General features: G+C 73.0%; 16 protein-coding genes and 2 pseudogenes. 8 read left to right on the top strand and 10 right to left on the bottom strand.

The annotated features are described in order from the left end of the window. Nucleotides 1–134 precede the first annotated feature (134 nt). The 3 genes from ACFV9O_RS08000 to ACFV9O_RS08010 are packed head-to-tail and all read left to right on the top strand — an operon-like array spanning nucleotide 135 to nucleotide 4190. Nucleotides 135–845 carry an MFS transporter gene (locus ACFV9O_RS08000; protein WP_385413822.1) on the top strand — a complete coding sequence of 237 codons (711 nt, stop codon included), beginning with the start codon at nucleotides 135–137 and terminating at the stop codon, nucleotides 843–845. After that, complete coding sequence (locus ACFV9O_RS08005) at nucleotides 842–3031, top strand: FUSC family protein (protein ID WP_385413825.1); 2190 nt, start codon at nucleotides 842–844, stop codon at nucleotides 3029–3031. Before ACFV9O_RS08000 ends, ACFV9O_RS08005 begins: the two co-directional genes overlap by 4 nt. 22 nt (nucleotides 3032–3053) lie before the next feature. Beyond that, the gene (locus ACFV9O_RS08010) at nucleotides 3054–4190 is read left to right on the top strand and encodes a PP2C family protein-serine/threonine phosphatase (protein ID WP_385413828.1); all 1137 of its coding nucleotides are present in this window, start codon (nucleotides 3054–3056) and stop codon (nucleotides 4188–4190) included. A gap of 144 nt (nucleotides 4191–4334) precedes the next feature. Here ACFV9O_RS08010 and ACFV9O_RS08015 read toward each other — a convergent pair whose 3' ends face one another. After that, on the bottom strand, nucleotides 4335–5888 hold the full coding sequence (locus tag ACFV9O_RS08015) for a PLP-dependent aminotransferase family protein (protein ID WP_385413832.1): 1554 nt from the start codon (nucleotides 5886–5888) through the stop codon (nucleotides 4335–4337). A gap of 125 nt (nucleotides 5889–6013) precedes the next feature. On the opposite strand from ACFV9O_RS08015, the gene ACFV9O_RS08020 reads away from it, so the two are divergent. Next, entirely contained in the window at nucleotides 6014–7669 is a 1656-nt protein-coding gene (locus ACFV9O_RS08020) for a SpoIIE family protein phosphatase (RefSeq protein ID WP_385413834.1), read from the top strand. A gap of 83 nt (nucleotides 7670–7752) precedes the next feature. Here the strand turns inward: ACFV9O_RS08020 and ACFV9O_RS08025 are convergent, their stop codons facing one another. Next, nucleotides 7753–9879 (bottom strand): SpoIIE family protein phosphatase, encoded by a 2127-nt coding sequence (locus ACFV9O_RS08025; RefSeq protein WP_385413837.1) that lies wholly within the window; start codon nucleotides 9877–9879, stop codon nucleotides 7753–7755. Here ACFV9O_RS08025 and ACFV9O_RS08030 point away from each other — a divergent pair. Further along, nucleotides 9772–10299, top strand: a pseudogene (locus ACFV9O_RS08030) (hypothetical protein); the annotation flags it as partial. The gene ACFV9O_RS08025 and the pseudogene ACFV9O_RS08030 overlap by 108 nt on opposite strands. 214 nt (nucleotides 10300–10513) lie before the next feature. Here the strand turns inward: ACFV9O_RS08030 and ACFV9O_RS08035 are convergent. Then, a pseudogene (locus ACFV9O_RS08035) lies at nucleotides 10514–11485 on the bottom strand (DUF6777 domain-containing protein); the annotation flags it as partial. Between the two features lie 148 nt (nucleotides 11486–11633). Between ACFV9O_RS08035 and ACFV9O_RS08040 the strand changes: the two are divergent. Next, nucleotides 11634–12944, top strand: a complete 1311-nt coding sequence (locus tag ACFV9O_RS08040) for a streptophobe family protein (protein WP_385413839.1) — start codon at nucleotides 11634–11636, stop codon at nucleotides 12942–12944. Between the two features lie 519 nt (nucleotides 12945–13463). Here ACFV9O_RS08040 and ACFV9O_RS08045 read toward each other — a convergent pair. The 7 genes from ACFV9O_RS08045 to ACFV9O_RS08075 all read right to left on the bottom strand — a co-directional run bounded on the left by ACFV9O_RS08045 (nucleotide 13464) and on the right by ACFV9O_RS08075 (nucleotide 23511). Further along, the gene (locus tag ACFV9O_RS08045) at nucleotides 13464–14117 is read right to left on the bottom strand and encodes a hypothetical protein (protein ID WP_385413842.1); all 654 of its coding nucleotides are present in this window, start codon (nucleotides 14115–14117) and stop codon (nucleotides 13464–13466) included. 14 nt (nucleotides 14118–14131) lie between these two features. Beyond that, nucleotides 14132–16615: an FHA domain-containing protein gene (locus tag ACFV9O_RS08050; protein ID WP_385413845.1), complete on the bottom strand. Its 2484-nt coding sequence runs from the start codon at nucleotides 16613–16615 to the stop codon at nucleotides 14132–14134. A gap of 75 nt (nucleotides 16616–16690) precedes the next feature. Beyond that, the gene (locus ACFV9O_RS08055; RefSeq protein ID WP_385413848.1) at nucleotides 16691–17842 is read right to left on the bottom strand and encodes an XdhC family protein; all 1152 of its coding nucleotides are present in this window, start codon (nucleotides 17840–17842) and stop codon (nucleotides 16691–16693) included. A gap of 47 nt (nucleotides 17843–17889) precedes the next feature. Beyond that, the gene (locus ACFV9O_RS08060; protein ID WP_385413851.1) at nucleotides 17890–19353 is read right to left on the bottom strand and encodes an NCS2 family permease; all 1464 of its coding nucleotides are present in this window, start codon (nucleotides 19351–19353) and stop codon (nucleotides 17890–17892) included. A gap of 260 nt (nucleotides 19354–19613) precedes the next feature. Then, the gene (locus tag ACFV9O_RS08065; protein ID WP_385413854.1) at nucleotides 19614–22019 is read right to left on the bottom strand and encodes a xanthine dehydrogenase family protein molybdopterin-binding subunit; all 2406 of its coding nucleotides are present in this window, start codon (nucleotides 22017–22019) and stop codon (nucleotides 19614–19616) included. A 5-nt stretch (nucleotides 22020–22024) separates the two neighbouring features. Further along, complete coding sequence (locus ACFV9O_RS08070) at nucleotides 22025–22618, bottom strand: (2Fe-2S)-binding protein (protein ID WP_385413857.1); 594 nt, start codon at nucleotides 22616–22618, stop codon at nucleotides 22025–22027. Nucleotides 22619–22620: 2 nt separating this feature from the next. Further along, nucleotides 22621–23511 (bottom strand): FAD binding domain-containing protein, encoded by an 891-nt coding sequence (locus tag ACFV9O_RS08075; RefSeq protein ID WP_385413860.1) that lies wholly within the window; start codon nucleotides 23509–23511, stop codon nucleotides 22621–22623. A 284-nt stretch (nucleotides 23512–23795) separates the two neighbouring features. Between ACFV9O_RS08075 and ACFV9O_RS08080 the strand changes: the two genes are divergently transcribed. Both ACFV9O_RS08080 and ACFV9O_RS08085 read left to right on the top strand, forming a co-directional pair. Next, the gene (locus tag ACFV9O_RS08080) at nucleotides 23796–25529 is read left to right on the top strand and encodes a PucR family transcriptional regulator (RefSeq protein WP_385413863.1); all 1734 of its coding nucleotides are present in this window, start codon (nucleotides 23796–23798) and stop codon (nucleotides 25527–25529) included. 312 nt (nucleotides 25530–25841) lie between these two features. Then, nucleotides 25842–26630 (top strand): hypothetical protein, encoded by a 789-nt coding sequence (locus tag ACFV9O_RS08085; RefSeq protein ID WP_385413866.1) that lies wholly within the window; start codon nucleotides 25842–25844, stop codon nucleotides 26628–26630. The last annotated feature ends 9 nt before the right edge of the window (nucleotides 26631–26639 follow it).

The raw sequence follows: 26639 nt of genomic DNA on the forward strand, positions 1-26639 counted from the left end.
CCGGGCTGCGGACCTCACGGGCCCGTCCGACAATGGGAGAGGTCGCATGCCCCGACCCGCATGCGCCGACCCACTCACGACGTCGGCACGCCATCGGCGACGTCGGCACGGCGTCGGCCGAGAGGAACATGCTCATGCGAGCAGAGTCGTCAGCGGCCGCACGGACGGGGGCCTTCGTCGCGGTCGCGGTCGCGCTGTTCTTCATCCAGGCCGACTTCTTCGCCCTGAACCTGGCCATCCCCGGTATCGCCGACGAGTTCGGTGTCACGGCCTCGGCCGCCCAGGGGACTCTCTCCGCGTACATGCTCGCCGTCGGCTGCTTCTTCATCGTGGGCGGCAGGCTGGGTGACGTCTTCGGGCGCCGGGGCACGCTGCTCGCCGGGCTCGCGCTGTTCGCCGCCGGTTCCGTGGGGTGCGCGCTCGCGCCCGGCCTCGGTCCGCTCGTGGCCGCGCGGATCGTGCAGGGCGTCGGCACGGGGTTCGTCTTCCGTGTCTCACAGGTCGTGGCGCCCGCCCGGACGGGTGAGGCGTCGGGGGTGCTGCTGACGTTCCTGGTCACGCTGGGTGCGATCGCCCTGGCGGGGGCGGCGGCCGCGATCACCGCCATGACCCCGGAGCGGTCGCCCGAGGAGGCGTACGACGCGATCCTGCGCTTCGGCGGCGTGGTCGTCCTGGCGGCGGCCGTGGTCGTCATGGCCGTACGCCACCGGCTCGTCGTCCTGGGCAAGGTCCTGCCGCTGTCCATGCGCGCCGGGGCCGTCCCGGTGCCGAGCGGGGGCGGTGGCGGAGGCTGTGGCGGCGACCTGCACGGTGGGGACCCGCGGACCGGTGAGGACCGGCAGTGACCGGCGGGGCGGAGCGTACGGCGATCGTGCACCGGGCGGTCCGGGTGGCCGTCGCGGCGAGCGCCGGCTTCTACACCTTCCTGTACGGGCTCGACGAGCCCGTGATGGCGCTGTACGCGCTGTTCGCCCCCATCTCCCTCGGCATCCTGTCGCGGGTCCCGGGGTCGGGCCGGCAGCGGGCGGTCGTGATGCTGAAGGCACTGCCGATCGGTCTGGTGCTGGTCGCGCTGGGGACGGCGCTGGCGGTACGGACCTGGGCGGCGGTGCTCGGGATGCTCGTCGTCGGCTTCCTGCTCGCCTTCGCGGCGGTCGCGGGCCCCCGCCCGGCCGGGGTGGCGCCCGGGCTGCAGCTCTTCTACATCCTGGCGTGCTTCCCGCCGTACGCCCCCGAAACCCTGGGGCTGCGCCTCGCCGGCCTCACCACTGGGGTCCTGCTCCTGGTCGCCTGCGAGGTCCTCCTGCTGCCCGCCCCGACGACCGCGTCCTACCGGGAGCGCCTCGCGGAGGCGGTCGACGTCGCGGCCGTCGCGGCGGCGGACCCGTTCGCCGCCTCCGCCGCCGACCTCCGCTCGAGCGGACGCGAACTGCGTCTCTCCCAGCTGCCGCCGGCCGAACGGCCCGCCGGCCCCTGGCGGACGGACCGTGCCATGTTCCAGGCGGGCAGCGCGGCCCGCCGCCTCCTCGACCAGCTGGCGCACTTCGCGGACATGGCCCCACCGGGCGGCGCCGCGCGGCCGGACACGGCGCGACCGGACGTCGAACGACCGGACATGGAGCGCCCCGGCGGCGGTGCCGTTACGTACGACGCCGCTTCCGCGTCCCTCCTGCGCCGGGTCGCGGCCCTGTGCACCGGTATCGCGGCCGCCCTGCGCGCCGGCACCCCGCCCCCGGCGCCCGGGGTGCTCGAAAAGGCGATCCGGGGTTTCCAGGAGCTGCGCGTCCGGCAGGCCACCGGGCCGCCCGAGGCCGTGCCCGCCGCGCCGGTGCTGCGGCGGCAGGCGGCGGTGCTGGGGGTGGCGGAGTCGGCGCGGATCCTGGAGACCGCGGTGCTGGTCGGCACGGAAGGGCGGCGGACGGCACCGATCCCGCCGCAGGGGCTGTTCTGGTACGCCGACGCGAGCACCGCACGGCTGTGGACGGCGCGGCTCTTCGGGAACGTGAGCCTGCAGTCGGTGCAGTTCCAGAACGCCGCGCGCATCGCACTGGGCCTGGGCGCCGCCCGGCTGGTGGCGGGCTCGCTCGACCTGACGCACGGCTTCTGGGTGCTGCTCGCCGTCCTGACACTGGGCCGGACCACCGTCGGGGCGACCTGGACGGCCGTGCGCAAGGCGGTGGCCGGGAACCTCGTGGGAGCCGTGGCGGCAGGCGCGCTGATCGAGGGGATCGGCAGGAACACCGAGGCGTACGCGGCCATCCTCGCGCCCGGCATGCTCGTCGCGTTCGCGCTCGGGCCGCTCCTCGGGATCGCGTGGGCGCAGGGGTTGTTCACGCTCGTCGTGGCGTCCGCGTTCGCCCAGATCGCCCCCGCGTCCTGGCACTTGGCCGAGGCGCGCATCATCGATGTCGTGACGGGCAGCGTGATCGGGCTGCTGTGCGGGCTGCTCGCCTGGCCCGCCGGTGCCCGGCGGGAGGTGCGCAGGACCATGGCCGCCCTCCTCCGCTGCTGCGGCCCGCTGATCACGGGGACGGTCCGCGTCCTGCTGACCACCCCGCCGGGCGCCAGGTCACAGCCGCCGTCCACCTGGCCCACCCTGCACCGCCTGCGGCTCGCGGAGGCCGCGTACGACCAGTACCGGAGCGAGCCCGGCGGTGACCAGGCCACCGCCCTCGCCGACTGGCACGCCGTGCTCATCACCGCGAACCAGGTCATTCTCGGCGCCCACTGGCTCCCCCGGGTCGACGTTCCCGCGGTCGCGGTCCCGCCGGCCGTCGCCGACTGGGCCCGTACGACGGCCGGCCGGCTGGCCGCGACCACCGAACGGATCGCCGCGCTCGCCACCGAGGACGCACCGCGGCCGCGGGCGCCCGATCCGACCTGCCCGCCGCCGGCGGAGGCACGGCCGCTGCCCATGCTGATCGACCTCGAAATGTGGCTGAACAGTCTCACCGCCCAACTCGCCAGGATCGAGGGCTCGGTCCACGACACGGCGCACGCCGTGATCGTCCGCGGCGGGCCCGGATCCTAGGGTGCGCCTTATGCCTGGCCCCATGCCTGACAGAAGTCGTCGCCCGGACAGGGACCGGTGGTCCCTGGTGCGTCAGGGCTGGCTCTGGTGGCTGCCGTTCGCGGCGGTGCTGGCCGATCTGGCCATGGAGCTGGCCTTCCGCGGGCAGGAGCCCGTGAGTTTCCTGCTCACCGGCGTACCGCCCCTGACCGCCGCCACGCGCGGGCCGCGGGGCACGGCCGTGGCGACCGCCGTCTGTCTGGGGCTGCAGATGCTGATGGCGGCCCTGCGGCCCGGACACTTCGCCGAGCAGCACCATGTCGCCCTGTACATCGCCACGCTGCTCATCGGGACCGCGAGCACGGCACTCGCCTGGCAGCGCGAGCGCACGACGCGGCATCTGATCCGCGCACGATCGGTGGCCGATGCGATGCAGCAGACCCTGCTGCGCCCGGTGCCGCGCAGGCTCGGTCCGGTGCGGGCCGCGGGGTTCTACTCGGCGGGCGAGGGCGGCACGCTCGTCGGCGGGGATCTGTACGACGTGTGTACGACGCCCTTCGGGGTGCGGGTGATCATCGGTGACGTACGCGGGAAGGGCATGGACGCGGTGCAGACGGTCGCCGCCGTCCTGGGCAGCTTCCGGGTGTCCGCGCACGAGTGGATGAGCCTCAGCAGTCTCGCCGAGCGGCTGGAGCTCAGCATCGCCCGCAACAGCCCTGCCGTCGAGGACGGGGACCCCGAGCTGTTCGTGACCGCGCTGGTGCTGGAGTTCCCGCAGGGGGGCGGTGAGGTCCGGGTCGTCGACCGCGGGCATCCGCCCCCGATCGTCGTCGGCCCGCAGGGCGCGCGGCGCCTGGCCACCGCGCCCGCGCTCCCCCTGGGGCTCGGCGGCATGTGCCCGGACGGACCCGCGGAAGCCACGGTGCACGCGCTGAGTCCCGGCGAGGTGCTCGTCGTCCACACCGACGGCGTGAGCGAGGCCCGCGACGCGTCCGGCGCGTTCTACCCGGTCCTGGAGCGCCTCGCGGATCGCTTCGGCGGCGCGCGCTCGCCGGACCCGGAGGCGATCGTGGCGTTCCTGCGGTCGGACACGGAGCGCTGGGCCGCGGATGCGGCGAACACGGACAACGACGACCAGGCGGTCCTGGCCCTTGCGCTGACGGGGGCGTCCGTCCTGTGACGGCGTAGGCCCCGGCCCCTGTCCGGTGCCCGGCACCCATCGGGAAAACCCCGGGGCGCAGCCACCGGTACGGGGGCCGGGGGGCGCAGCCACCGGTACGGGGCCCGCAGGCTCCGCCACCCGAGGACGCGACCGACCGGGGGGTCATCTGCGCACCGTGGCGAGGGCCTCGGCGATGAGGGCGATGCCCTCGACGATCAACGCGGGGGTGTTCAGCGCGTAGCCGAGGACCAGACCGGGTGGGCCCGGGCGCCTGCGGTGCCAGGAGAGGGGCTGCGTCTTCACGCCGCGCGCGAGCGCCGCGTCCGCGAGGTCGGCGTCGGCGAACCCCGCATCGAAGGTGATCATCAGATGCAGCCCCGCCGCCGCGCCGTGCACCTCCGCGCCGGGAAGCCGCGCACCGATGGCCGCGATCATGGCATCGCGTCGCCGCCGGTGGCGTCCCCGGATGAGGCGCAGATGGCGTTCCAGCTCACCGGATTCCATCAGCCGGGCCAGGACCAGCTGCGGCAGCACGGGATTGCCGAGGTCCGCGAAGCGTTTCGCGTCGACGAGGGCGTCGCGGAGGGCGGGCGGGGCGAGCACCCAGCCGGTGCGCAGGGCCGGGGCTAGGAGTTTGGACACGCTCCCGGCGTAGAGGACGCGCTCCGGGAGCATCGACCTCAGGGCGGGGACCGGAGGCCGGTCGTAGCGGTGCTCCGCGTCGTAGTCGTCCTCGACGACCAGTCCGCCGTCCCCGCCCGCCCACCTCATGAGCTCACGCCGCCGCGCGCCGTCGAGCACGACGCCCGTCGGGAACTGGTGCGCCGGCGTCAGCAGCACCGCGGGTGCCCCGGTGGCGCGGAGCGCGTCGACCCGTACGCCCCGGAAGTCGACGGGCACGGGCGGCGTGTCGATGCCCCAGTGCTCCAGGTGCTGGCGCGAGCCGAGCGCCCCGGGGTCCTCGACCGCGACGCGGGCGATGCCGTCGGCGCGCAGCACCTGGGCGGCGAGGCCCAGTGCCTGCGCGGTGCCGGCGACGACGATCACCTCGTCCGGGTGCGCCCGGACGCCCCGGTTCCGGGCCAGCCAGTCGGCGGCGGCGCGCCGCAGCTCGGGGGTTCCGCGCGGGTCCGCGTAGCCCAGTGCGGACGCGGGGAGCTCCGCGAGCACGGCGCGCTCGGTGCGCACCCAGGCGCCCCGCGGAAAGGCGGCGAGCTCCGGCACTCCGGGCGACAGGTCGATCCGCGCGCCCGCGGCGCGCACGGCGTCGAAGATCCCGGTCCCGGGCGTTCCGGAGAAAAGTCCGGCGGACGCGTCGGAAGCGGCCGGCATGGCGGGCGTATCCGGGGCCGCGGGCGCCGCGGCCGTCACCGGTGCCGCCACCACGGTCGTACCGCCGCGGCCCCGCCCGACCACGTGTCCGTCCTCGGTCAGACGCCGGTACGCCTCGGTGACCACTCCGCGCGACACCCGCAGCTCCGCCGCGAGGAGGCGCGTGGGCGGCAGCCTGCTGCCCACCGGGAGCCGGCCGTCGGCGATGGCGCGCCGGAGGCGGCCGGCCAGCCAGCCGGAGAGACCGCCGGTCGCGGCGTCGTGGGGGTCCAGCTGGAGTAAGTCGGACCCCGCGCCGATGGACGCGGCCGGCCGTACGGCCCGGTCATCCACGGTCCCCTTACTTACGGTCCGGTTCGCCTGGCCTCTATCCTCCCCGTTCATAGGACCATTCTGCCGACCGGGTCCCTGCCGGCGAGAGCGGGCCGTGCGTATCCCTCAGGTGATGCGAGCGGTGAGGCTGTGGAGCAAGCTGGGGTCACCGCCCCGTGAGGGGAGGAGGTGATCGTGTGGCCGCCGATCGTCGGGACTGGTTCCAGGGTCGCAGCGGGCGCCGCACGTCCGAGGCCGACGGCCCCGGCACCTGGACGCTGGAGGAGGTTCTGCGGGGCACCACAGCCGGCATCGCCGTTCTCGGGACGGACCTCCGTTACGTCTTCGCCAACCCCGCCTACTGCCGGATGACCGGAGAGCCGGAGAGGGTCGCGGGCCGGTCCCCCGGCGTGCCCGCGGAGCAGTACCTCGGGCCCGCCGACCTGCTGGCCGGGGTGCTCGACGACGGGATCCCCCGCAGCCGGGTCTCGGGCCCCGGCGGCAGCTGCCACACGACCTGCGTCCGGCTGGAGAACCACGGGAGGGTGACCGGCGTCCTGTGCATCGTGGTCGAGACCCCCACCCCCGAACTGTACGAAGAGCTGGAGCTGGCCCGGGCCCGCCTCGCCGCGGCCGACGAGGCGGTCGAGCGGATCGGGACCTCCCTCGACGAGGGCACCACATGCCGGGAACTGGTGGAGTTCCTGAGCTCCTGGATCGCGGAAGCGGCGGCCGTCGACGTACTCCCCGCCCCGCCGCCGAAGGGCTCGCTGCAGAAGAGCCCCGGCCCGGCCAGGATGCTGCGCGCCGCTGCCGCCGGCGCCGAGGATCTCTTCGGCGACACGGCGGAGGACAGTGGCAGCGGCTACCCCGCGCAGTCGGCGGCCGCGAAGGCCGTCGCGTCCGGTCTGCCGGCCACCGAGCACAGCGTCGGCGCCCGCGCCGCGGTGCTCGCCGTGCCGATCACGGAGACCGGCGGCAAAGTCATCGGGGTGGTCCAGCTGGCCCTTACGCACGCGGCGTTCGGCAGGAACGACATCCTCATCGCCCAGCACGCGACGCGCCGCGGCGCCGTCGGTATCACGCACGCCCGTCAGTTGGCGGCGGAACAGCGGACCACGGTCGAACTCCAGCGCGCCCTGCTGACCGAGCCCGGCAAACCGCACCCCAATCTCCAGTTCGCGACCCGCTATCTGCCGGTCGGCACGAGAAATCTGGTGGGCGGGGACTGGTTCGAGACGGTCCGCCTCCACTACGGGCGGACGCTCCTCGTCATGGGCGACGTGATGGGCCACGGCGTCGAGGCGGCCGTCGAGATGAACACCTACCGCGCGATGCTGCGCGACGTCGCCGCCGCCGACCTGCCGCCGCACCGGGTGCTCCGGCAGCTCGACATCGCCATCTCCGAGACCAGCGCCCGTCCCGCGACCTGTCTGCTGGTCCGCGTGGACCCGGCCAGGATGCTCGGGTCGTTCTCCAGCGCCGGACATCTGCCACCTGTCGTGTTCACCGGTGACGGGCACGCCGAGCTGATCGACGTACCGGCCGGACCGCCACTCGGCACGGGCCTCGGCGGGTACGAGCTCGTCACCCGCGAGCTCACCCCGGAGGACACGCTGCTCCTGTTCACGGACGGCCTGGTCGAGCGCCGTGGCGAGGACATCGACGAGTCGCTGGCGCGGCTGACCCGCGTGGTGATGCCGGGCACCGCACCGGTGGACGAGCTGGTCGACGCTGTGGTCAGGGAACTGGGCGCGGAGAAGGCGGAGGACGACGTGGCGCTGCTCGCTGCGCGCATCCGCCGCCGCACCAAGGCCGAGGAACAGCCGCTGCTGGAGCGCCCCCACCCTTAGCCGGGCATGCGGGGCATGGGCATGACCCGGGCCGGCATGACCCGGGCCGCGGCCGGTGGGGGATCAGGAGCGTCACAGGGGCATCAGGTCACCCGCAGCAGCAACAGCGCCATGTCGTCGGCTCGTTCATGGGTCTGTTCGGTGTGCCGGACGAGGCTGTCGGCGACCTCTTCGAGCGGCCGGTCGCCGATCGCGGCGAGGTGGGCGCCGAGGTCGGCCAGGGCCGCGTCGAAGTCGCTCCCGGGCGCCTCGATGAGCCCGTCGGTGTAGAGGGCGAGCACGGATCCGGGCGGCAGGGGCACCTCCGTGGCCGGGTACCGGGACGTCTGGTCGACGCCGAGGAGCGGCCCGCCCAGGATGTCGAGGACGTGCACGGATCCGTCCGGCTCGCGGAGCAGCGGGTACGGGTGCCCCGCGCGGGAGATCTGGGCCCGGTGGCCCGGCACGTCGAGCTGGACGTACACACAGCTGACGAAGAGGTCGGCGTCGAGGTCGAACAGCAGCTGGTTGGTGCCGGTCATGACCTCGCCGGGGGACTGTCCGACCGCCGTGAAGGCGCGGACGGCGGTGCGGACCTGGCCCATCAGCCCGGCCGCGGTCACGTTGTGGCCCTGAACGTCCCCGATGACGGCGCCCGGCCCGAGGGCGTCGCCGGGCATCAGGTCGTAGAAGTCGCCGCCGATGTCCATGCCACGGGTGGCGGGCAGATAGCGGGCGGCCCGCTCCAGGCCGGGCAGTTGCGGCAGGGAGTGCGGCATGAGGGCGGCCTGGAGCCCGTGGGCGAGCCGGTGCTTGGCGTCGTAGAGCCGGGCCCGCTCGAGGGCCTGGGCGATGAGGCTGCCGAGGCTGGTCAGCATCGAGCGGTCGTCGGGCGAGAAGCGGTGCGGCTCCGCGTAGCCGAGCACGCACGTGCCCACCGGGCGGCCGGAGGCGATAAGGGGCAGATAGGCCCAGGCGGCCATGCCGTCGGGGGTGGCGTGGCGGGCTGGGTAGACCTGTTCGAGCTCCTTGCGTGACTCGAAGAACGACGGCACTCCGGTGACCAGCGCCTGCGCACCCGGTGTCTGCGCGGTCAGGGACATTCCGTGGAACCGCTCGACGATGTGCGGGTTGTCGTAGCCCCGGTGCCCGAGCACGTTCAGCCGGCCGGCCTCCGATCCGAGCATCACGAGGGCCTGGCAGCCGACGGCGGGCATGAACTCGTCCTCGACCATCTCGATCACATCGTCGACGCCGATGGCCTCGGTCAGTCCTGCGGCCAGGCTGAGGCAGTGGGAGATGACGATGAGCCGCTCGGGCGCGGCTTCGCAGCCTCCCTGTTCGGCGCGGCGTTCCGTGCGGGCCCGATCGATGCGCACGGTGATACCGCTGATGCTGGGGTGGAGTCGGAAGGAGAGCCAGTCGCGCGGTGGACGCAGCGCGACGAACGACGTGGGCTGCTGGCTGATCAGGGCGGCACGGTAACGGTCCTCGTAGACGGGATCGTGCAGCCAGGGCAGCGCGGTCCACATCTTTCTGCCGACCATCCGGTGACGGTCGACGCCCACGAGTGCGGCTGCTGCGGAGTTGACGAAGGTGATCCGGCCGTTCAGGTCGAGCGAGCAGAGCCCTTCCGGCATGCGGTTCACCATCTGCACCGCGTCGACCGCGCTCGACGCGCCGGTCAGGGTGGAGTCGCCGAGCAGATCGGGCTCGGCGCGGACGGGCCGGCCCGCCTCGGCAGCGTGCTCCAGATGGCTCGCAAGCCGCCCGCAGGCCCCGGTGAGGTAGTCGCGTTCCCCGTCCGACAGCTCCGGCGGGTGGGAGCCGGGCCAGGTCACGAACACGGCCCCGTACACGGTGCCGGCGGTGGCGACGGGCAGCGCGGCGAGCGCAAAGGGATAGGGCAGCACCACCGCGATCCGCGGATAGCGGGCGGCCATCTCCTGCTCGCCGCCCACCCAGATGAGCCGCCGCTCGCGCACCGCGTCGGCGACGGGGATCGGCGCGGCGATGCCGACGCGTTCCCAGGGCGCGGCGAACGCCCGCGGGAGCCCGGCCATCACGGCCATCTCCAGCGCCTTCCTGTCGTGGGACATCAGATAGACGGCACCGGAGTGGGCATGGACCTGGTCCATCATCCCGGCCAGGGCGATCGAGAGCACGGGCCGCCGGTCCTCGCCCCCGGGGACGGGCGGGGGCCTGGAAGCGGACGGGGACCGGTCGGTCATGTCCTGCTCATCTCCTCCTCCCACCCTGGGGCGTCCACGGCTACGCCGGCGCCGGGGACTCCGGCGTCAGGGGTTCGGGCAGCGCGCCGGGGGCCTGCGACAACCGCCGCAGCGACCGTGCCTGCGGGGACGCGGGCGGGGACTTGGGGCCGAGCGACTGGGGTGGCGGCTGTTCCTCCTCCGGCGCGCTGCGGCCCGGAATCGGCGGGAGGTCGGACGGCGGCTCGATCGGGGGCAGCTCGTTCGGGGCCGTGTCGCCGGTCCGGGTCTCCGCGGGAGGGTTCTTGGGCGGCGGGGTCTTCGGGGGCTTGCTCTTCGGCGGCTCGCCCTTCGGGGACGGGTGCTCGGACGAGGGGCTCTTCGGGGCCTCACTCTTCGGGGACTCGCCTTTCGGGGACTCGCCTTTCGGGGACTCGCCTTTCGGGGACTCGCCTTTCGGGGACTCGCCTTTCGACGAAGGGCTCTTCGGGGCCGGGCTCCTGGACCCGTCCTCCTCGTTCTGCCCGTCCTTGTCCTTGTCCTTGGGATTGCTGGGGTGGTCGCCCCCCGGCGGCTTCGGCACATGGGTCGGCGTCAGGGGGTGGTTGGGCGGCGGTACGGGCTTGTCATGCGCGCCCGTGTCGCCGCGGTCGCGGGAGAAGTAGTCGCTGCCCTTGGGGTCGTACACGACGAAGTCGTCGACGACCTGGGGGGCGGGCCGGACGATCACGACGTTGGACTGCTCGAAGCCCTCCCAGCTGTCGCCGGTGCGCTTGAACGTGCTCCGGGACAGGTCGGGGGGTGTCAGCGGGTTGCCGCAGGCACAGCGCACCTGGGGCACCCCGAGGCCGTTGACGAGCACGGCCGTGCCGGCCTCCAGCACGGCCTGGTAGCTGGTTGCCGTGCCGTCCTTGTAGCCGTGGTTGGTGACCCAGGTGTCCACCCGCAGCTGAACGGCGGTCAGGGAGCGGAGATGGTCCGGGACGGCGGACGGATCGATGCGCAGGACCTGCGCGAAGGCGCGGTTCTTCGCCGGGTCGGCGGCGAGGAGGGTGATCTGCTTCTCGACGTCGCAGCTGGCGGTGTTGCGGGTGCCGCCGTACAGGCCGGGTGTCGCACCGTCCACGTCCCGCACATTGCCCTCGCCCGGCGAGGTGGGGGCGGCCGTGGTGGGGACGGCCGCGGGCGGCTCCTCGGCGGTGCCGTTGGCCGACGACTCGGTGAAGGGGTCGCGACCGGTGGTGTCAGCGGCCTGGAGGACGACCTCGTCGCGGGCGCCGGTCGAGCCGTCGGGGCGGGTGAGGACGACGGAGACGACGACCGCCGCCACGACGATGGCCGTGACCGCGGCGATCTTGGGGATGGACCGGTACCAGGGCTCGGCGCGTCCCCCCTCACCGCCGGCCGGTCCCCCACCGCCGGGACCCCGCCCGCCACCGGGGCCTCCCGCTCCCCCGGTGCCGGCAGGACCCCCGGGGCCGCCCGCTCCTGCGCCGGGCCGTCCGGCGGCACCGCTGGTCGGCCCGCTGGGCGGTCCCGGCGGCGGGGACGACGGCGCCGACTCCCCGCCGGACAGCGGGCCCGAGGGAGGTCCTGTGGGTCGGCCTGACGGCGGCTGGTCGCTCACGGGCCCTTCTTCCAGGCAGCGGAGCTCGCTTCCTCACTCCTGTTCCCCTTGCCCCAATTGTGTGCCTCTGCTCCGTACGGCCCGCAAGCCGACGCGGTCGGACCCGCCGGGCGCGCGCGGGCACGTCACCCCTGCTTACGGTGACTGCGTGAGCGACCACCTCGGCAGCGTGCACCGGCGGGGATCCACCGCACCGAGCCGCGCCGCGCGCGGTGTCCGCGCCTGGGCCGACGCGCTGGTGGCGGTCCTCGCGGGCCTGATCACCATGATCGTCGTGGCGGCGCTCGGGCTGTGGGCGGCGGGCGGGGCCGGTCTTCCCGAGAGCGCGTTCCCGCGCGTCGTCGCCGCCGTCGTCGTCATGGCGGCGGGCGGCTCCGTCGGTCTCGCCGGGGACGCTGGAGTCATCGCGGAGTCGCAGGCCGAGCTCACCGTCGTGCCGCTGTCCGTGAGTCTCGCCGGCGCGCTGGTGACGGCGGAGCTCTTCCTGCGTCCGTTGCGGCACCGGGCCGTCGCCGGGACCGGAGAGCTGCTGGGCCGCTTCGCCCGGTCGGCGCTGCTGTGGCTGGCGGCGCTCGCGGGTCTGGCCGCGTTCGCCCGGCAGAGCTTCCAGATCTCGCTGGGCGAGGACTCGCTGATCGGCGACATCGGCGACCTCCTCGACACCAGGCCGGAGGTCGGCTTCGCGGCGGACGTGGGTCAGACGCTCCTCTACGGCCTGCTGTGGCTGATCGGGGTCATCGCGGTGGCGCTCCTGGTGTCGCGGCGTGCGCCGCTGCCCGCCCGGCTGGTGCGCTTCCAGGAGTCGGTGCGCCCGGCGGCGTTCGCGATGGTGGCGTTGCTGCTCGCATACGTCGTCATCGGCCTCTGCATCGGCCTGGTCGTCGCGGCGACGCAGGGGCACGCCGGCCGGACGTTCGCGGTGATCCTTCTCGGGCTGCCGAACGTGGTGTGGCTCGCGCTCACGCTGGGCCTCGGTGCGTCGTGGGACGGCAAGGTGCAGGGGCCGTTCGGGCTGCCGATGCCCCAGGTGCTGGACGAGGTGCTGCGTACTCCGGACGGTTCGACGCTGAACCTCTCGACGCTCACCGAGCGGGACGGCCGGGCGTGGTGGCTGCTGGTGGCCGCCGCGGTGCTGGTGCTCGTGGCGGCGTTCCTGATGGCCGCGCGGTCACCGGCGCGGATGCGGCCCTGGCAGCACGCCCTCCACATGGGCGTCGCGCTGGCCCTCACGATGCTGGTCGTCTGCCTCCTGGTGCGGGTCACCGCGCGCTACGGCCTGTCGCTCATCGGCATCGGCGACGTCGAGGGGCTCGGCGGCGAGGTCGCGCTGGAGCCGCGGCTGTGGGCGACGGTCGGGATCGGCTTCGTGTGGGGCCTGGTCACCGGTCTGCTCGGCGCCCTCCTGGCCGCCCCGGTCCGCCGCCGCGGCGAGGTCCCGCCGGATCCGGGCCACCCCTAGGCCGCCCACCGGGCCGACGTACGTGGGTGCCTGCGGCGGCCCATTCCCCACTCCAGGCCGCCCTCCGGCCGACGTACGTGAGCGCCTGCGGCGGGCCCTTTCCCCACCCCGCCCCTTCCCCAACTGGGGCGCTGCTTCAGACCCCGTGACGGGGCGGCGGCCCGGGCCTGTTCCGTGAGCTGCGCCCCGGGGCCGCTTTTCGGGGCTGCGCCCCGCACCCACGGCGGCCGCCGCCCCGAGTCCCGTTCCGGACGCTGCGCCCCGAGCGTGTACCGGTTGTGCCGGGCGCCCGCACTCAGCCCGTCCGGCGGTCGAGGACGGACACTCCGGCGGGCCGGCGGTGCGGGGTGCGCTTCAAGCCCGTCGGCGATTGAGGACGGACACACGGGCCGACCGGACGGTAGCGGTCCCGTTCCCGGGGGTCCGGGGGCTTGCCCCCGGCTCGGGAACGGCGGGGGAAAGGCCCTCCGCAGGCCCCCGCCCCACACGTGCCGGGGACTCTCGCCCGGCACGCGGGTCTCACCCGGGCGAGCGCCGGCCTGCGGTGTCCTGGTGCGAGGGCGAGGGCGGGGGTGGGGTCGCCTGTGGGTCGGAGCCGTCCAGGGCGACGGCGCGCGTGGGGGGCGGAGCCGCGGCGGGACCGCCCGTGGACGTGCGGGGCGGCGCCGGCGTGCCCTGCGGGGGCGAACCCGTCGCGAACGTGCCCAGTCGGGTGCCGTCGCAGTACACCCAGCGCTCGTGCTCGCCGTCGTACAGCCACAGCGACTCCCCGTCCACGACCACCCCGACCCGGAGGCCCTGGGTGTCCCGGCGGAACGTCTCGCCGTCCGTCCCGCCACCGGCGAGGGACTCCGCGGCTCGCCGGTACTGGCCGAGCGCCTCCTCCGCTCGGGCGAGCAGCGGCCGCGGGTCGGCCGTGCGGGCGAGCGGCTGTCCGGCGGTCGGCGGGTCCTGCGGTACGGCGACGAGCAGCCGGCCGTCGACCCAGGCCGACCAGCCGTTGGCGCACATCACCCGCCCCCAGTCGCCGCGCCGGTCGACGACCTCGACCGGCAGGTAGGGGTCGAGTGGCGTGCTGGGGCGGCTCGCGTCGGGCGACTCCCAGGTCTGCAGGCCATCGCCGGGGACGACGTGCGTGGGCCGGAAGCCGGGCACGGCAGCGGAATCGGTCACCTCTCCACCGTCCTCTACTTCCGCATGACCGCGGGCTCATGGCGCCGCAGCAGCCGCGAGACGACGTACAGGAGGACGACGCAGAAGACCACCAGGATGCCCATGTTCTGCAGCCACAGCCCGGCGGAGTGCTCGAACAGCGGGTCGTCGGTGTCCGGCGTCGGCACGATCCGGGCGATGTCGACGGACTCCGCCATGGCCGCGAAGCCCCATCGCGCCGGCACGAGCCATGCGAACTGCTCGAGACCCGCGGTGCCGTTCAGATTCAGCAGAGCACCGCAGAAGACGATCTGGACCATGGTGAGGAGGACCAGCAGAGGCATGGTGACCTCTTCCTTGGGCACCAGCGCGGAGACGACGAGGCCGAGCATCATCGCGGTGAGGGCCAGCAGCGCGACGGCCACGGTGATCTCGAGGAGCGGAGGCATCAGGACCCCCTTGCCGCCGGGAACGTTGAGGTCGACCCCGAACAGTCCGACGAGGGTGAGCACGACGGCCTGTGCGGCGGTGACGGTGCCGAGGACCACCACCTTGGACATCAGGTAGGCGGATCTGGAGAGTCCGACGGCGCGCTCCCGCCGGTAGATGACGCGTTCCTTGACGAGTTCGCGCACCGCGTTCGCCGCGCCGGTCAGCACCGCGCCCACGCACAGCACGAGCAGGGCGTCCAGCGCGGTCTCCTGGGTGAATTTGCTGCCGGCCAGGCCCCGGGCCATGAGGCCCATCCCGAACGGCAGCGCGATCATGATGATGATGAAGGTGCGGTCGGCGCTCAGCACGGCCGCGTAGCGCCGTACGAGCGTGCTGAGCTGGTCGGACCAGCTCTGCGACTTGGGCGGCGGCGCGAAGTCCACGGGCTGCCGGTCCTGGTCGAGCCGGGGCTGCGCGCTGGAGGCGATGTACTGCCGGTGGTACGGGGACGCCCGGTACTGTCCCGCCCAGTCGCGGTCGCGGTCGTTCTCGAACGCCTCGAACGCCTCGGGCCAGTGCGCGAATCCGAAGAACGAGAGGGCGTCCTCGGGCGGCCCGTAGTAGGCGATCCGGCCACCGGGCGCGAGCACGAGCAGCCGGTCGCAGACGTCCAGGCTGAGCACGCTGTGGGTGACGACGATGACAGTGCGTCCGTCGTCGGCGAGCCCGCGCAACCGGTGCATGACCGAGCGGTCCATGCCGGGGTCGAGGCCCGACGTCGGCTCGTCCAGGAAGAGCAGCGACGGCTTCGTCAGCAGCTCCAGGGCGACGCTGACCCGCTTGCGCTGGCCGCCGGAGAGGGTGTGGATGGGCTGGTCCGCGCGCTGTTCCAGGCCGAGTTCGCGGATGACCTCCTCGACCCGCTCCTCACGCTCCTCGGGTGCGCTGTCCCCCGGGAAGCGCAGTTCGGCCGCGTACCGCAGGGCCCGGCGCACGGTGAGCTGGAGGTGCAGGATGTCGTCCTGGGGTACGAGTCCGATGCGCTGGCGCAGTTCGGCGTAGTCGCGGTAGAGGTCGCGGCCGTCGTAGAGGACGGCGCCGTGGTCGGCGGGGCGCAGTCCGGTGAGCGCGTTCAGGAGGGTGGACTTTCCGGCGCCGCTCGGTCCGACGACGGCGAGCAGCGATTTCTCGGCGACGGGGAAGGAGACTCCGTCGAGGAGGACCTTGCGGCCGCCGTCCACGGCGACGGCGAGGTTCTGCACGTCGAGCGAGATCTCACCGGAGTCGATGTACTCCTGCAGCTGGTCGCCGACGAGGCGGAAGGTGGAGTGGCCGATGCCGATGATGTCGTTCTCGGTCACGGGGGCGTGGCTGACGGACGCGCCGTTGAGGTAGGTGCCGTTGTGGCTGCCGAGGTCGACGATCTCGTAGGTGCCGTCCTGGTGCGTGTGCAGCTCAGCGTGCCGGCGGGAGACGATCAGATCGTCGATGACGAGGTCGTTGTCCGGGGCCCGCCCGATACGGACGGTCCGGGTGAGCAGCGGGCGGACGGAGGTGGGCTGCCGGAAGGTGTGGGTGGCGGAGGGCATGGAGACGGCGGACGGGGGCCCGGCGGACGGGGGTGGGGTAAGCGGAGGCCCGGCGGACGGTGGTGCGGTACGCGGAGGCCCGGCGGACGGTGGTGCGGTACGCGGAGGCCCGGCGGACGGTGGTGCGCTGCGAGCAGGCCCGGCGGGGGGCGCGGTGGCGCGCCGGGGCTCCGGTTCGGACACTCCGTTGAGCACGACCCGCGGTCCGTCGGCGGGGTTGCCGAAGCGTATGACGCTGCCGGGCCCCACGCCCCACTCGTTGATGCGGTGGCCGTCGGCGTAGGTGCCGTTGGTGCTGTTCTCGTCCTGGACGGTCCAGTGCCCGCCCTCGGTGCGCAGCACGGCGTGGTGCCAGGACACCCGTTCGTCGTCGAGCACGATCTCGCTCGTGGGGTCCCGCCCGACGTGGTAGACCCGGCCGGGGCTCATCAGAGTCGCGCCCCCGTCGGTTTGGAGGACGAGCTCAGGTGCGTTCGGCGCGACGGGACGCTCTCCCATGCCAAGATTCTAACTTTTACCCCTTTTGGGCGCTCGTCAGGCGGCCGGACGCGGAGCCTCGGCGGCGTCGGGCCGTCAGGCCACCGACCCGATGACCTGCGCCGGGACCCGCGGCCCGTCGTGGTGGATCGGGGTGTGCGCACCGGTCAGCGAGACCCCGCTGCCGCCGCGCCGGTTGGCGACGATCTCGGCCGCGATCGACACGGCCGTCTCCTCGGGCGTCCTGGCGCCGAGATCGAGGCCGATTGGCGAGCGCAGCCGGGCGAGCTCCCGCTCGGTGACGCCGACCTCGCGCAGCCGCCGGTTGCGGTCCTCGTGGGTGCGGCGGGAGCCCATCGCGCCGACGTACGCGACGGGAAGCCTCAGCGCCAGTTCCAGCAGGGGCACGTCGAACTTGGCGTCGTGGGTGAGGACGCACAGCACCGTACGGCCGTCGACCTCCGTCGACTCCAGGTAGCGGTGCGGCCAGTCGACGACGATCTCGTCCGCCTCGGGGAAGCGGAGTTCCGTCGCGAAGACCGGTCGGGCGTCGCACACGGTCACGTGGTAGCCGAGGAACTTCCCGACCCGGACCAGCGCGCACGCGAAGTCGATGGCGCCGAAGACGATCATGCGCGGGGCGGGGACGCTGGACTCGACGAGCAGGGTGAGCGGCTGCCCGCAGCGCGAGCCGTCCTCGCCGATGACGGCGGTACCGGTGCGGCCGGCGTCGAGCAGGGCGCGGGCCTCGGCCGCGGCGGTGCGGTCCAGTTCCGGGTGGCCCCCGAGGGTGCCTTCGTACGATCCGTCCGTACGGACGAGGAGGCCGCGGCCCATCAGGTCGGCCGGCCCGTCGGTGATCCGCGCGACCGCCGCCGCCTCCCCTCCGGCGGCGGCGGACAGCGCGGCCGCGAAGGTCTCCCGTGCGGGAGAGTCCGCCCGTACCGGGGTGACGAGGATGTCGATGATCCCGCCGCAGGTCAGGCCCACGGCGAAGGCGTCCTCGTCGCTGTACCCGAAGCGCTCGAGGACGCTTTCGCCGTCCTCGAGCGCCTGCCGGCACAGGTCGTAGACGGCGCCCTCCACGCAGCCTCCGGAGACCGATCCGATCGCCGTGCCCTCGCTGTCGACCGCGAGTGCGGCACCGGGCTGGCGGGGCGCGCTGCCGCCGACGGCCACCACGGTGGCGACGGCGAAGTCACGTCCCTGCTCGACCCACCGGTGCAGCTCGTCGGCGATGTCCAGCATGTCGGTCTCCTCAGGGGGTCGGCGGATGCGTGGAGGGCGCGTCGGGGTCAGTGGACCCCCAGCCACCCCTCGAGCGGGTGGAGGGCGAAGAACACGATGAAGATCGCGGTCAGGCCCCACATGAAGCCGCCCACCTCACGGGCCTTGCCCTGGGCGGCCTTGATGGCAACGTACGAGATGACACCGGCGGCCACACCCGGGGTGATGCTGTACGTGAACGGCATCAGCACGACGGTGAGGAAGACCGGGATGGCGACCGAACGGTCGCTCCAGTCCACGTGCTTGGCGTTCTGCATCATCATCGCGCCGATGACGACCAGGGCCGCGGAGGCCACCTGGGGCGGCACGATCGCGGTGAGCGGGGTGAAGAACAGACAGGCCGCGAAGAACAGGCCGGTGACGACCGAGGCGAGTCCGGTCCTGGCACCCTCGCCGACGCCGGTGGCCGACTCGACGAACACGGTCTGGCCGGAGCCGCCCGATACACCGCCGATCGCACCGCCCGCACCGTCGATGAAGAGGGCCTTGGACAGGCCGGGCATCCGGCCCCGCTCGTCGGCGAGCTTGGCCTCGGTGCCCACGCCGATGATCGTGGCCATGGCGTCGAAGAAGCCGGCCAGCACCAGGGTGAAGACGATGAAGCCGACGGTGATCGCGCCGACGTCGCCCCAGCCGCCGAACTCGACCTGGCCGAAGAGCGAGAAGTCGGGCATGGAGACCGCGCCGCCGCTGAGCTCCGGCGGGGCCATGTTCCACGCCTTGGCGTCGAGGCCGGCCGCGTTGTGCACGACGACGGCGACGATCGTGCCGACGACGATGCCGATCAGGATCGCGCCGGGGATGTTACGAGCCTGCAGCATGAAGATCAGCAGCAGGGTGAAGCAGAAGATCAGGACGGGCCAGCCGGCCAGCTCGCCGCCCAGGCCGAGGGTGACGGGCGGGCCGAACTCCGAGCCCTTGCCGACGAAGCCGGACTTGACCAGGCCGATCAGGGCGATGAACAGGCCGATGCCCATGGTGATGCCGTGCTTGAGCGGGAGCGGGATCGCGTTCATGATCAGCTCACGCAGACCGGTGACCACCAGCAGGCAGATCACCAGGCCGTACAGGACGCACATGGCCATGGCCTGCGGCCAGGTCATCTGGGGCACTACTTGCGAGGCGAGAACGCCGGACACGCTCAGGCCGGCCGCGAGGGCGAGCGGAACCTTGCCGACGAAGCCCATCAGCAGGGTGGTCGCGGCGGCCGCGAAGGCAGTCGCAGTGATGAGTCCCGGCTGGCCGAGGACGTTGCCCGCAACGTCCTTGCCATTGAGGATCAGGGGGTTGAGCAGGAGGATGTACGCCATCGCCATGAAGGTGGTGATGCCGCCGCGCACCTCACGCGCGACCGTCGATCCTCGTTCGGATATGTGAAAGTACCGGTCGAGCCAAGACCTACCGGCGGGGACGTGCGAGCCGGGGCCCGCTTCCTCCGCGGCGGTCTTCGGCTCCACTGACGACTGGGTCATGATGCCTACTCCCAAGGTTCACAGGGGCACCCGCATAAGACTCGGAAAGTCGGACAAGCTGCGGGATTTGGGATCTTGCGTTGGCTGCACGACCCGGGGGACGGCCCGAGACGAACGATTGGTACTACCGGTTACTGCGGGGGGTGGTGCTGCTGTGACCGCGAGCGGTGCGGCACGGGGTTCTCCGGACGGTGCGGGCTTCGGCCGTGGACTGTGACGTTCCTGCGAGGCACGCACCGGTCCGGAGAGCTGTGGGGGGATCAGGTGCCGGTGAGGTGCTCGGGGCGTACCGGCGTCCTGTTGAGCTCCAGCCCGGTCGCGTTCCGGATCGCCGCGAGGACGGCCGGCGTGGACGACAGGGTCGGGGCCTCGCCGATGCCACGGAGTCCGTAGGGGGCGTGGTCGTCGGCGAGTTCGAGCACGTCGACCGGGATGGTCGGCGTGTCGAGGATCGTGGGGATGAGGTAGTCCGTGAAGGAGGGGTTGCGCACCTTCGCGGTCTTCGGGTCGACGATGATCTCCTCCATGACCGCCACGCCCAGGCCCTGGGTGGTACCACCCTGGATCTGGCCGACGACGGACAGCGGGTTGAGCGCCTTGCCGACGTCCTGGGCGCAGGCCAGCTCGATGACCTTCACCAGACCGAGTTCGGTGTCCACCTCGACGACCGCGCGGTGCGCGGCGAACGAGTACTGGACATGGCCGTTGCCCTGACCGGTGTGCAGGTCGAAGGCCTCGGTCGGGCGGTGCCGCCACTCGGCCTCGACCTCGACGGACTCGCCCTCCAGCACGTCCACCAGGTCGGCGAGGACCTCGCCGCCATCGGTGACGACCTTGCCGCCCTCGAGGAGCAGCTCGGCGGTGGCCCAGGCCGGGTGGTACGTGCCGAACTTGCGGCGGCCGAGCTCGAGGACCTTCTCGCGGACGAGCTCGCAGGAGTTCTTGACGGCGCCGCCGGTGACGTAGGTCTGCCGGGAGGCGGACGTGGAGCCGGCGGAGCCGACCTGGGTGTCGGCGGGGTGGATCGTCACCTGTGTCACGCCGAGTTCGGTGCGTGCAATTTGAGCGTGCACGGTGACACCGCCCTGGCCGACCTCCGCCATCGCGGTGTGCACGGTCGCGACCGGCTCACCGTTGATGACCTCCATCCGCACCTTGGCGGTGGAGTAGTCGTCGAAGCCCTCGGAGAAGCCGACGTTCTTGATGCCGACCGCGTAGCCGATGCCGCGGACGACGCCCTCGCCGTGGGTGGTGTTGGACAGACCGCCGGGGAGTGCGCGCACGTCGGCGCCCTCGGTGGTCACCCACTGCTGCTCGGGCGGGAGCGGCATGGCCTTGATGCGGCGCAGCAGCTCGGCGACCGGGGCCGGGGAGTCGACCGGCTGTCCGGTCGGCATGATCGTGCCCTGCTCCATGGCGTTCATCTGCCGGAACTCGACCGGGTCGATGCCCAGCTTCGCGGCGAGCTTGTCCATCTGCGCCTCGTACGCGAAGCACGCCTGGACCGCGCCGAAGCCGCGCATGGCGCCGCAGGGCGGGTTGTTGGTGTAGAGCGCGATCGCCTCGATGTCGACGTCGTCGATGACGTACGGGCCGACGGAGAGCGAGGAGGCGTTGCCGACGACCGCGGGGGAGGCCGACGCGTAGGCGCCGCCGTCCAGCACGATCCGGCACTTCATGTGCGTGAGCTTGCCGTCCTTGGTGGCGCCGTGCTCGTAGTAGAGCTTCGCCGGGTGGCGGTGCACATGCCCGAAGAAGGACTCGAACCGGTTGTAGACGATCTTGACCGGCTTGCCGGTACGCAGCGCCAGCAGGCAGGCGTGGATCTGCATCGACAGGTCCTCGCGGCCGCCGAAGGCGCCGCCGACGCCGGAGAGCGTCATGCGGACCTTCTCCTCGGGCAGGCCGAGGACCGGGGCGATCTGCCGCAGGTCGGAGTGCAGCCACTGGGTGGCGACGTACAGGTCGACACCGCCGTCCTCGGCGGGTACGGCGAGGCCGGACTCCGGGCCGAGGAACGCCTGGTCCTGCATGCCGAAGGTGTACTCGCCCGTGACGATCACATCGGCGCGCTTGGCGGCCTCGTCCGCGTTGCCGCGCACGATCGGCTGGCGGTGGACGATGTTCGGGTGCGGGACGTGGCCGGCGTGGTGGTCGTCGCGGCCCGGATGCAGGAGCGGCGCGTCGGGCGCGGTCGCGGAGGCCTCGTCGGTGACGACGGGCAGCTCCCTGTACTCGACCTTGATCTTGGCGGCCGCGCGGCGCGCGGTCTCCGGGTGGTCGGCGGCGACGAGGGCCACCGGCTCGCCGTGGTGGCGCACGACGCCGTTGGCGAGCACCGGGGTGTCCTGGATCTCCAGGCCGTAGTTCTTCACCTCGGTCGGCAGGTCCTCGTACGTCAGCACGGCGTAGACGCCGGCCTGGGCGAGGGCCTCGGACGTGTCGATGGAGACGATCTCCGCGTGCGCGACGGTGGAGCGCAGGATCTGGCCCCACAGCATGTCCTCGTGCCACATGTCCGAGGAGTACGCGAACTCACCGGTGACCTTGAGGGTGCCGTCGGGGCGGAGCGTGGACTCGCCGATGCCGCCCTTGGTCGGGGTCCCCTGGGTGACCTTGGTGGGAGTGCCCGCCGGTGCGGCGGCGACTCGGGGATTCAGCGCCATGGTGCTCAGACCGCCTCTTCCTGACGGGCGGCCGCGAGACGGACCGCGTCGAGGATCTTCTCGTAACCGGTGCAGCGGCAGAGGTTGCCGGAGAGCGCCTCGCGGATGTCCGCGTCGGACGGCGACGCGTTGCGCTCCAGCAGCTCGTCGGCCGCGACCAGCAGACCCGGGGTGCAGAAGCCGCACTGCACGGCGCCGGCGTCGATGAACGCCTGCTGGATCGGGGCGAGCTCGGTGCCCTCGCCGGTCTGGGAGTCGGTGCCTTTCGCGGACCACTGGTGGGCGTCCTGGAGGGAGGTGCCGGAGGAGCCGCAGGCGCCCGTGCCGCAGGAGCCGCCCTCGGAGCGCTGCTTGGCGAAATCCGCCAGGCCCTCGACGGTGACGACCTCGCGGCCCTCGACCTGACCGGCGGCGACGAGGCACGAACACACCGGCACACCGTCGAGGCGGACCGTGCAGGAACCGCACTCGCCCTGCTCACAGGCGTTCTTCGAACCGGGCAGGCCCAGGCGCTCACGCAGCACGTAGAGGAGGCTCTCGCCCTCCCAGACGTCGTCCGCTTCCTGCTTACGGCCGTTGACCGTGAAATTCACGCGCATGGCTATGCAGCTCCTTCAAGCGTGCGGCCGGTGCCGCGGTACTGCTCCCAGGTCCAGCCGAGAGTGCGGCGGGCCATGATGCCGACGGCGTGCCTGCGGTACTTGGCGGTGCCACGGACGTCGTCGATCGGGTTGCAGGCGGCGGAGGCCAGCTCCGCGAACTGCTTGGCGATCGAGGGAGTGATGATCTTGCCGCTGTCCCAGAAGCCGCCCTCCTCGAGCGCGGCGTTCAGGAACTCCTCGGCCGCCGTGGCTCGCACCGGAGTGGGCGCGGCGGAGCCGATGCCGGTCTTCACGGTGCGGGTCTCGGGGTGCAGGGCGATACCGAAGGCGCACACGGCGATGACCATCGCGTTGCGCGTGCCGACCTTCGAGTACTGCTGCGGGCCGTCCGCCTTCTTGATGTGGACGGTCTTGATGAGCTCGTCCGGGGCGAGCGCGTTGCGCTTCACGCCCGTGTAGAACGCGTCGATCGGGATGAAGCGCGCGCCTCGTACCGACTCGACCTCGACTTCGGCGCCCGCGGCCAGCAGGGCCGGGTGCGCGTCACCGGCCGGGGACGCGGTGCCGAGGTTGCCGCCGACGCCGCCGCGGTTGCGGATCTGCGGCGAGGCGACGGTGTGCGAGGCCAGCGCGAGGCCGGGCAGCTCCGCCCGGAGGTTCTCCATGATCTGGGTGTACGGGACGGAGGCGCCCAGGCGGACGTTCTCCTCACCGACTTCCCACTCGCGCAGCTCGACGATGCGGTTCAGGTCCAGGAGGTACTCGGGCCGCCGGTGGTCGAAGTTGATCTCGACCATGATGTCGGTGCCACCCGCAATGGGCACAGCCGTGGGGTGCTCGGCCTTGGCGGCGAGCGCCTCCTCCCAGCTGGCGGGGCGAAGGAAGTCCATGAGTGGCTCTCTTCTACGTGATTCGGTCGTTCGCAGGGGCTGGGGACGGCCGGCCCTCGACTGGATATTCATGTCCTGTTAACGCGGTGTGGCCCAAGTACACAAGCACCGCCCCGCCGGGTGCAGTCACCGAAACCATGAAGGAGTTGGCTGGTCGCCACCCTCGTCTTGTAGATTCGAACGAAAGGCGGGACTCGGTAACCTCACGGCTTTCCTCCTGACACCAACGGCCCGAACCTCACCCCACTCCAACGGCAACAACGAGACAGATCGGCGGCGACGAGATGCGGCTGCGCGCACTGCTGGAAACCGACGCGCTGGGACTGCGGCTGCTCGGCGGCGACGACGAGCTGGACCGCACCGTCCGTGGCGTGATGACGACCGACCTCAAGGACCCGAGCCGCTATCTGTCGGGCGGTGAGCTGGTCCTCACCGGCCTCGCCTGGCGTCGCACCGCCGAGGACTCCGAGCCTTTTGTCCGTATTCTCGCAAGCGCCGGGGTCGCGGGGCTCGCCGCCGGCGAGGCAGAACTCGGGGACATCCCGGGCGATCTCGTCGAGGCGTGCGTACGGCACCGGCTGCCGCTCTTCGCGGTCAACGAGTCCGTCGCGTTCGCAACGATCACCGAGCATGTCGTCCGCCAGGTGTCCGGCGAGCGGGCCGGGGACCTGGCCGCCGTCGTGGACCGGCACCGGCGGCTGATGACCTCGGGACCGGCGGGCGGCGGCCCCGAGGTGGTGCTCGACCTCCTCGGCTCCGACCTCGACCTCCGCGCCTGGGTCCTCTCCGCCACAGGCCGCCAGATCGCGGGGGCGGGCGACCCGCTGCCCGCCGGGGTGAGCGCCGCGCTCGCCGGTGAGCACCTGGCCGCGACCCGCACCGGCCGGCGCGGCCCGCACCGCGCGACCGCCGCCGGTTCGACGTATTCGCTCTTCCCGATCCGTAACACCGGCCGGGGAGCCGCGCCCGCGTCGCGCGACGTCCGGGAGACCGTGCTGTCCGACTGGCTGCTCGCCGTCGATGCCGACGCCTCCGACTGGCCCGCCGCCCGCCTCGATCTGCTCCAGGGCGTCACCCAGCTCATCGCCGTCGAACGCGACCGGCGCGAAGCGGCCCGTACCGTACGCCGCCGGCTCGCCCAGGAGGTCCTGGAGCTCGTCCAGACGGGCGCCGCGCCCGCCGAGATCGCGGCACGGCTGCGGGTCGCCGCCCCCGTGCTGATGCCCGGCCTCGGCACCGCCCCGCACTGGCAGGTCGTCGTGGCGCGGGTGGAGTGGGAGCAGGAGGGCGGCGCGCCGATCGAGGCAGGACCCGTCACCCAGTCGCTGCTCGAGGAGATCCTGGTCGACCCGGCGACGACGGGCGCGGAGTCCGCCGACCGCATCGCCGTCGCCCACACCGGGGACGAGGCGATCGCCCTCGTGCCGCTGCCCGCCGTGGCCCCCGCCGGCGTTCCCGGCGCCTCCGACACGCCCGAGGACCTGCTCGAGGGCCCGGCGGCCGACATCGGCACCAGCAGCGCCGGGCTCCACGCCGACGCGCTGCTCGCCGCCGTCCGCGAGCCGCTCTCCGCGGGTCTCGACGGCGACGGCCGCCTCACGCTCGGCGTCAGCGCCGCGGTCCACTCGGCGGAGGGCCTGCGCGGCGCCCTGGAGGAGGCCCGGCACGCCCGCCGCGTCGCCGCCGCCCGCCCGGGCCGGGTGTGCGCGGCCGGACACCACGAACTGGCCTCGCACGTCCTACTGCTCCCCTTCGTCCCGGACGACGTCCGCCGCGCCTTCACGGCCCGCCTCCTGGACCCGCTGCGCGACTACGACCGGCGGCACAGGGCCGAGCTCATCCCGACGCTGGAGGCGTTCCTGGACTGCGACGGGTCATGGACGCGCTGTGCGACGCGGCTGCATCTGCACGTGAACACGCTGCGCTACCGGGTGGGGCGGATCGAACAGCTGACCGGTCGCGACCTGTCCCGGCTCGAGGACAAGCTGGACTTCTTCCTCGCCCTGAGGATGAGCTGACGACGAGCCGACGACCGGCCGAGGCCCAGCGCCGCGGACGAGCGCCTACGGCGAGGGCGCCGACTGGCGGATCCGTCTCGACGGCGGACGCGAACGGCTGACGATGGCCATGGACAACATCTGGCAGGGCCACGACTACCAGGTCGTCGACGCCTCGTTCGCCCGGACGGCTTCAAACGAACGCCTGAACGCCACCTGATTGTGAACTGATTCACCAGAACCCTTGGACAGGCATGCCTGTCCATGCTGAGATTCGGTCTGACCCAACAGCACAATGGCGCGCTCGGGGAGGGCAATGTGGCGCATACCGCCATGTCTGGTTCCGGAAGCACTGCAGGTGACGATCCACTCCAGACCGCGGTATGGCGGTTGCGCTCGCGCGGCTGTTGGACCGACGCGGCGGCCCTGCTGGGTCCTCGTACGGAGTCCCCCGCGCTCGCGCTGCAGCGCGCCGCGCTGCTCGTCGAGCGCTGTCTGTTCACCGGAAAGGGCTGGGCCGACGCCGAGGACGCCCTGCGCACGGCGGAGGCGGCGGCCGGTGACGACGACGAGCGCGGCGCCGCGGCCTGTGAACGCGGGCAACTCGCCTATGCGTCAACGGTACTGAGCGTCCGTGACCGGACGGACGAGGCCCGCGCGGCCCTCGGCCGGGCGGCCGCCCTGCTCGCACCGGACGCCCCGGGCCGACCGCTCCTCGACTTCCGCCGCGGCCTCGTCGCCGAACACCTCGCGGACTCGCCGCAGGCCGCCCGCGCCGCGTACCACCGTGCCCACACGGGTGCCGCCGCCCAGGGCGACACCCTGCTGCTCTCCTTCACCTGGCGCCATCTGGCCGCGCTCGCGCTCCGCGACGGCGAACTGGCCGAGGCCCGGCACGGGTTCACGGAGTCCCTCCGTATCCGCGAGGAGCTCGGCTACCTGATCGGTACGGCCCCGGCCCTGGCCGCGCTCGCCGACACCGAGCCGGAGCCGGAGGCGGGCCGCCTGCGGGTCGAGGCGGCCCGGCTCTTCCGGCTCCTGGGCGGCGTACCGACGTGGCTGGCCGACCAGTTGGCACCTCTGGCCGGACCGCAGCCGGCGCAGGCCCCCACGGCGGTGTGAGCCGCGAAA

This window comes from Streptomyces sp. NPDC059909, from assembly GCF_042730885.1.
Taxonomy (GTDB): domain Bacteria; phylum Actinomycetota; class Actinomycetes; order Streptomycetales; family Streptomycetaceae; genus Streptomyces.

Excerpts from the sequence above, each read along its gene's own strand:
- ACFV9O_RS08075 (WP_385413860.1), bottom strand. The coding sequence starts at position 23,511 with ATGGACTTCCTTCGCCCCGCCAGCTGGGAGGAGGCGCTCGCCGCCAAG.
- ACFV9O_RS08065 (WP_385413854.1), bottom strand. The coding sequence starts at position 22,019 with ATGGCGCTGAATCCCCGAGTCGCCGCCGCACCGGCGGGCACTCCCACC.
- ACFV9O_RS08015 (WP_385413832.1), bottom strand. The coding sequence starts at position 5,888 with ATGAACGGGGAGGATAGAGGCCAGGCGAACCGGACCGTAAGTAAGGGG.
- ACFV9O_RS08025 (WP_385413837.1), bottom strand. The coding sequence starts at position 9,879 with ATGACCGACCGGTCCCCGTCCGCTTCCAGGCCCCCGCCCGTCCCCGGG.
- ACFV9O_RS08010 (WP_385413828.1), top strand. The coding sequence starts at position 3,054 with ATGCCTGACAGAAGTCGTCGCCCGGACAGGGACCGGTGGTCCCTGGTG.
- ACFV9O_RS08055 (WP_385413848.1), bottom strand. The coding sequence starts at position 17,842 with ATGCTGGACATCGCCGACGAGCTGCACCGGTGGGTCGAGCAGGGACGT.
- ACFV9O_RS08000 (WP_385413822.1), top strand. The coding sequence starts at position 135 with ATGCGAGCAGAGTCGTCAGCGGCCGCACGGACGGGGGCCTTCGTCGCG.
- ACFV9O_RS08080 (WP_385413863.1), top strand. The coding sequence starts at position 23,796 with ATGCGGCTGCGCGCACTGCTGGAAACCGACGCGCTGGGACTGCGGCTG.
- ACFV9O_RS08085 (WP_385413866.1), top strand. The coding sequence starts at position 25,842 with ATGTCTGGTTCCGGAAGCACTGCAGGTGACGATCCACTCCAGACCGCG.
- ACFV9O_RS08050 (WP_385413845.1), bottom strand. The coding sequence starts at position 16,615 with ATGGGAGAGCGTCCCGTCGCGCCGAACGCACCTGAGCTCGTCCTCCAA.
- ACFV9O_RS08060 (WP_385413851.1), bottom strand. The coding sequence starts at position 19,353 with ATGACCCAGTCGTCAGTGGAGCCGAAGACCGCCGCGGAGGAAGCGGGC.
- ACFV9O_RS08070 (WP_385413857.1), bottom strand. The coding sequence starts at position 22,618 with ATGCGCGTGAATTTCACGGTCAACGGCCGTAAGCAGGAAGCGGACGAC.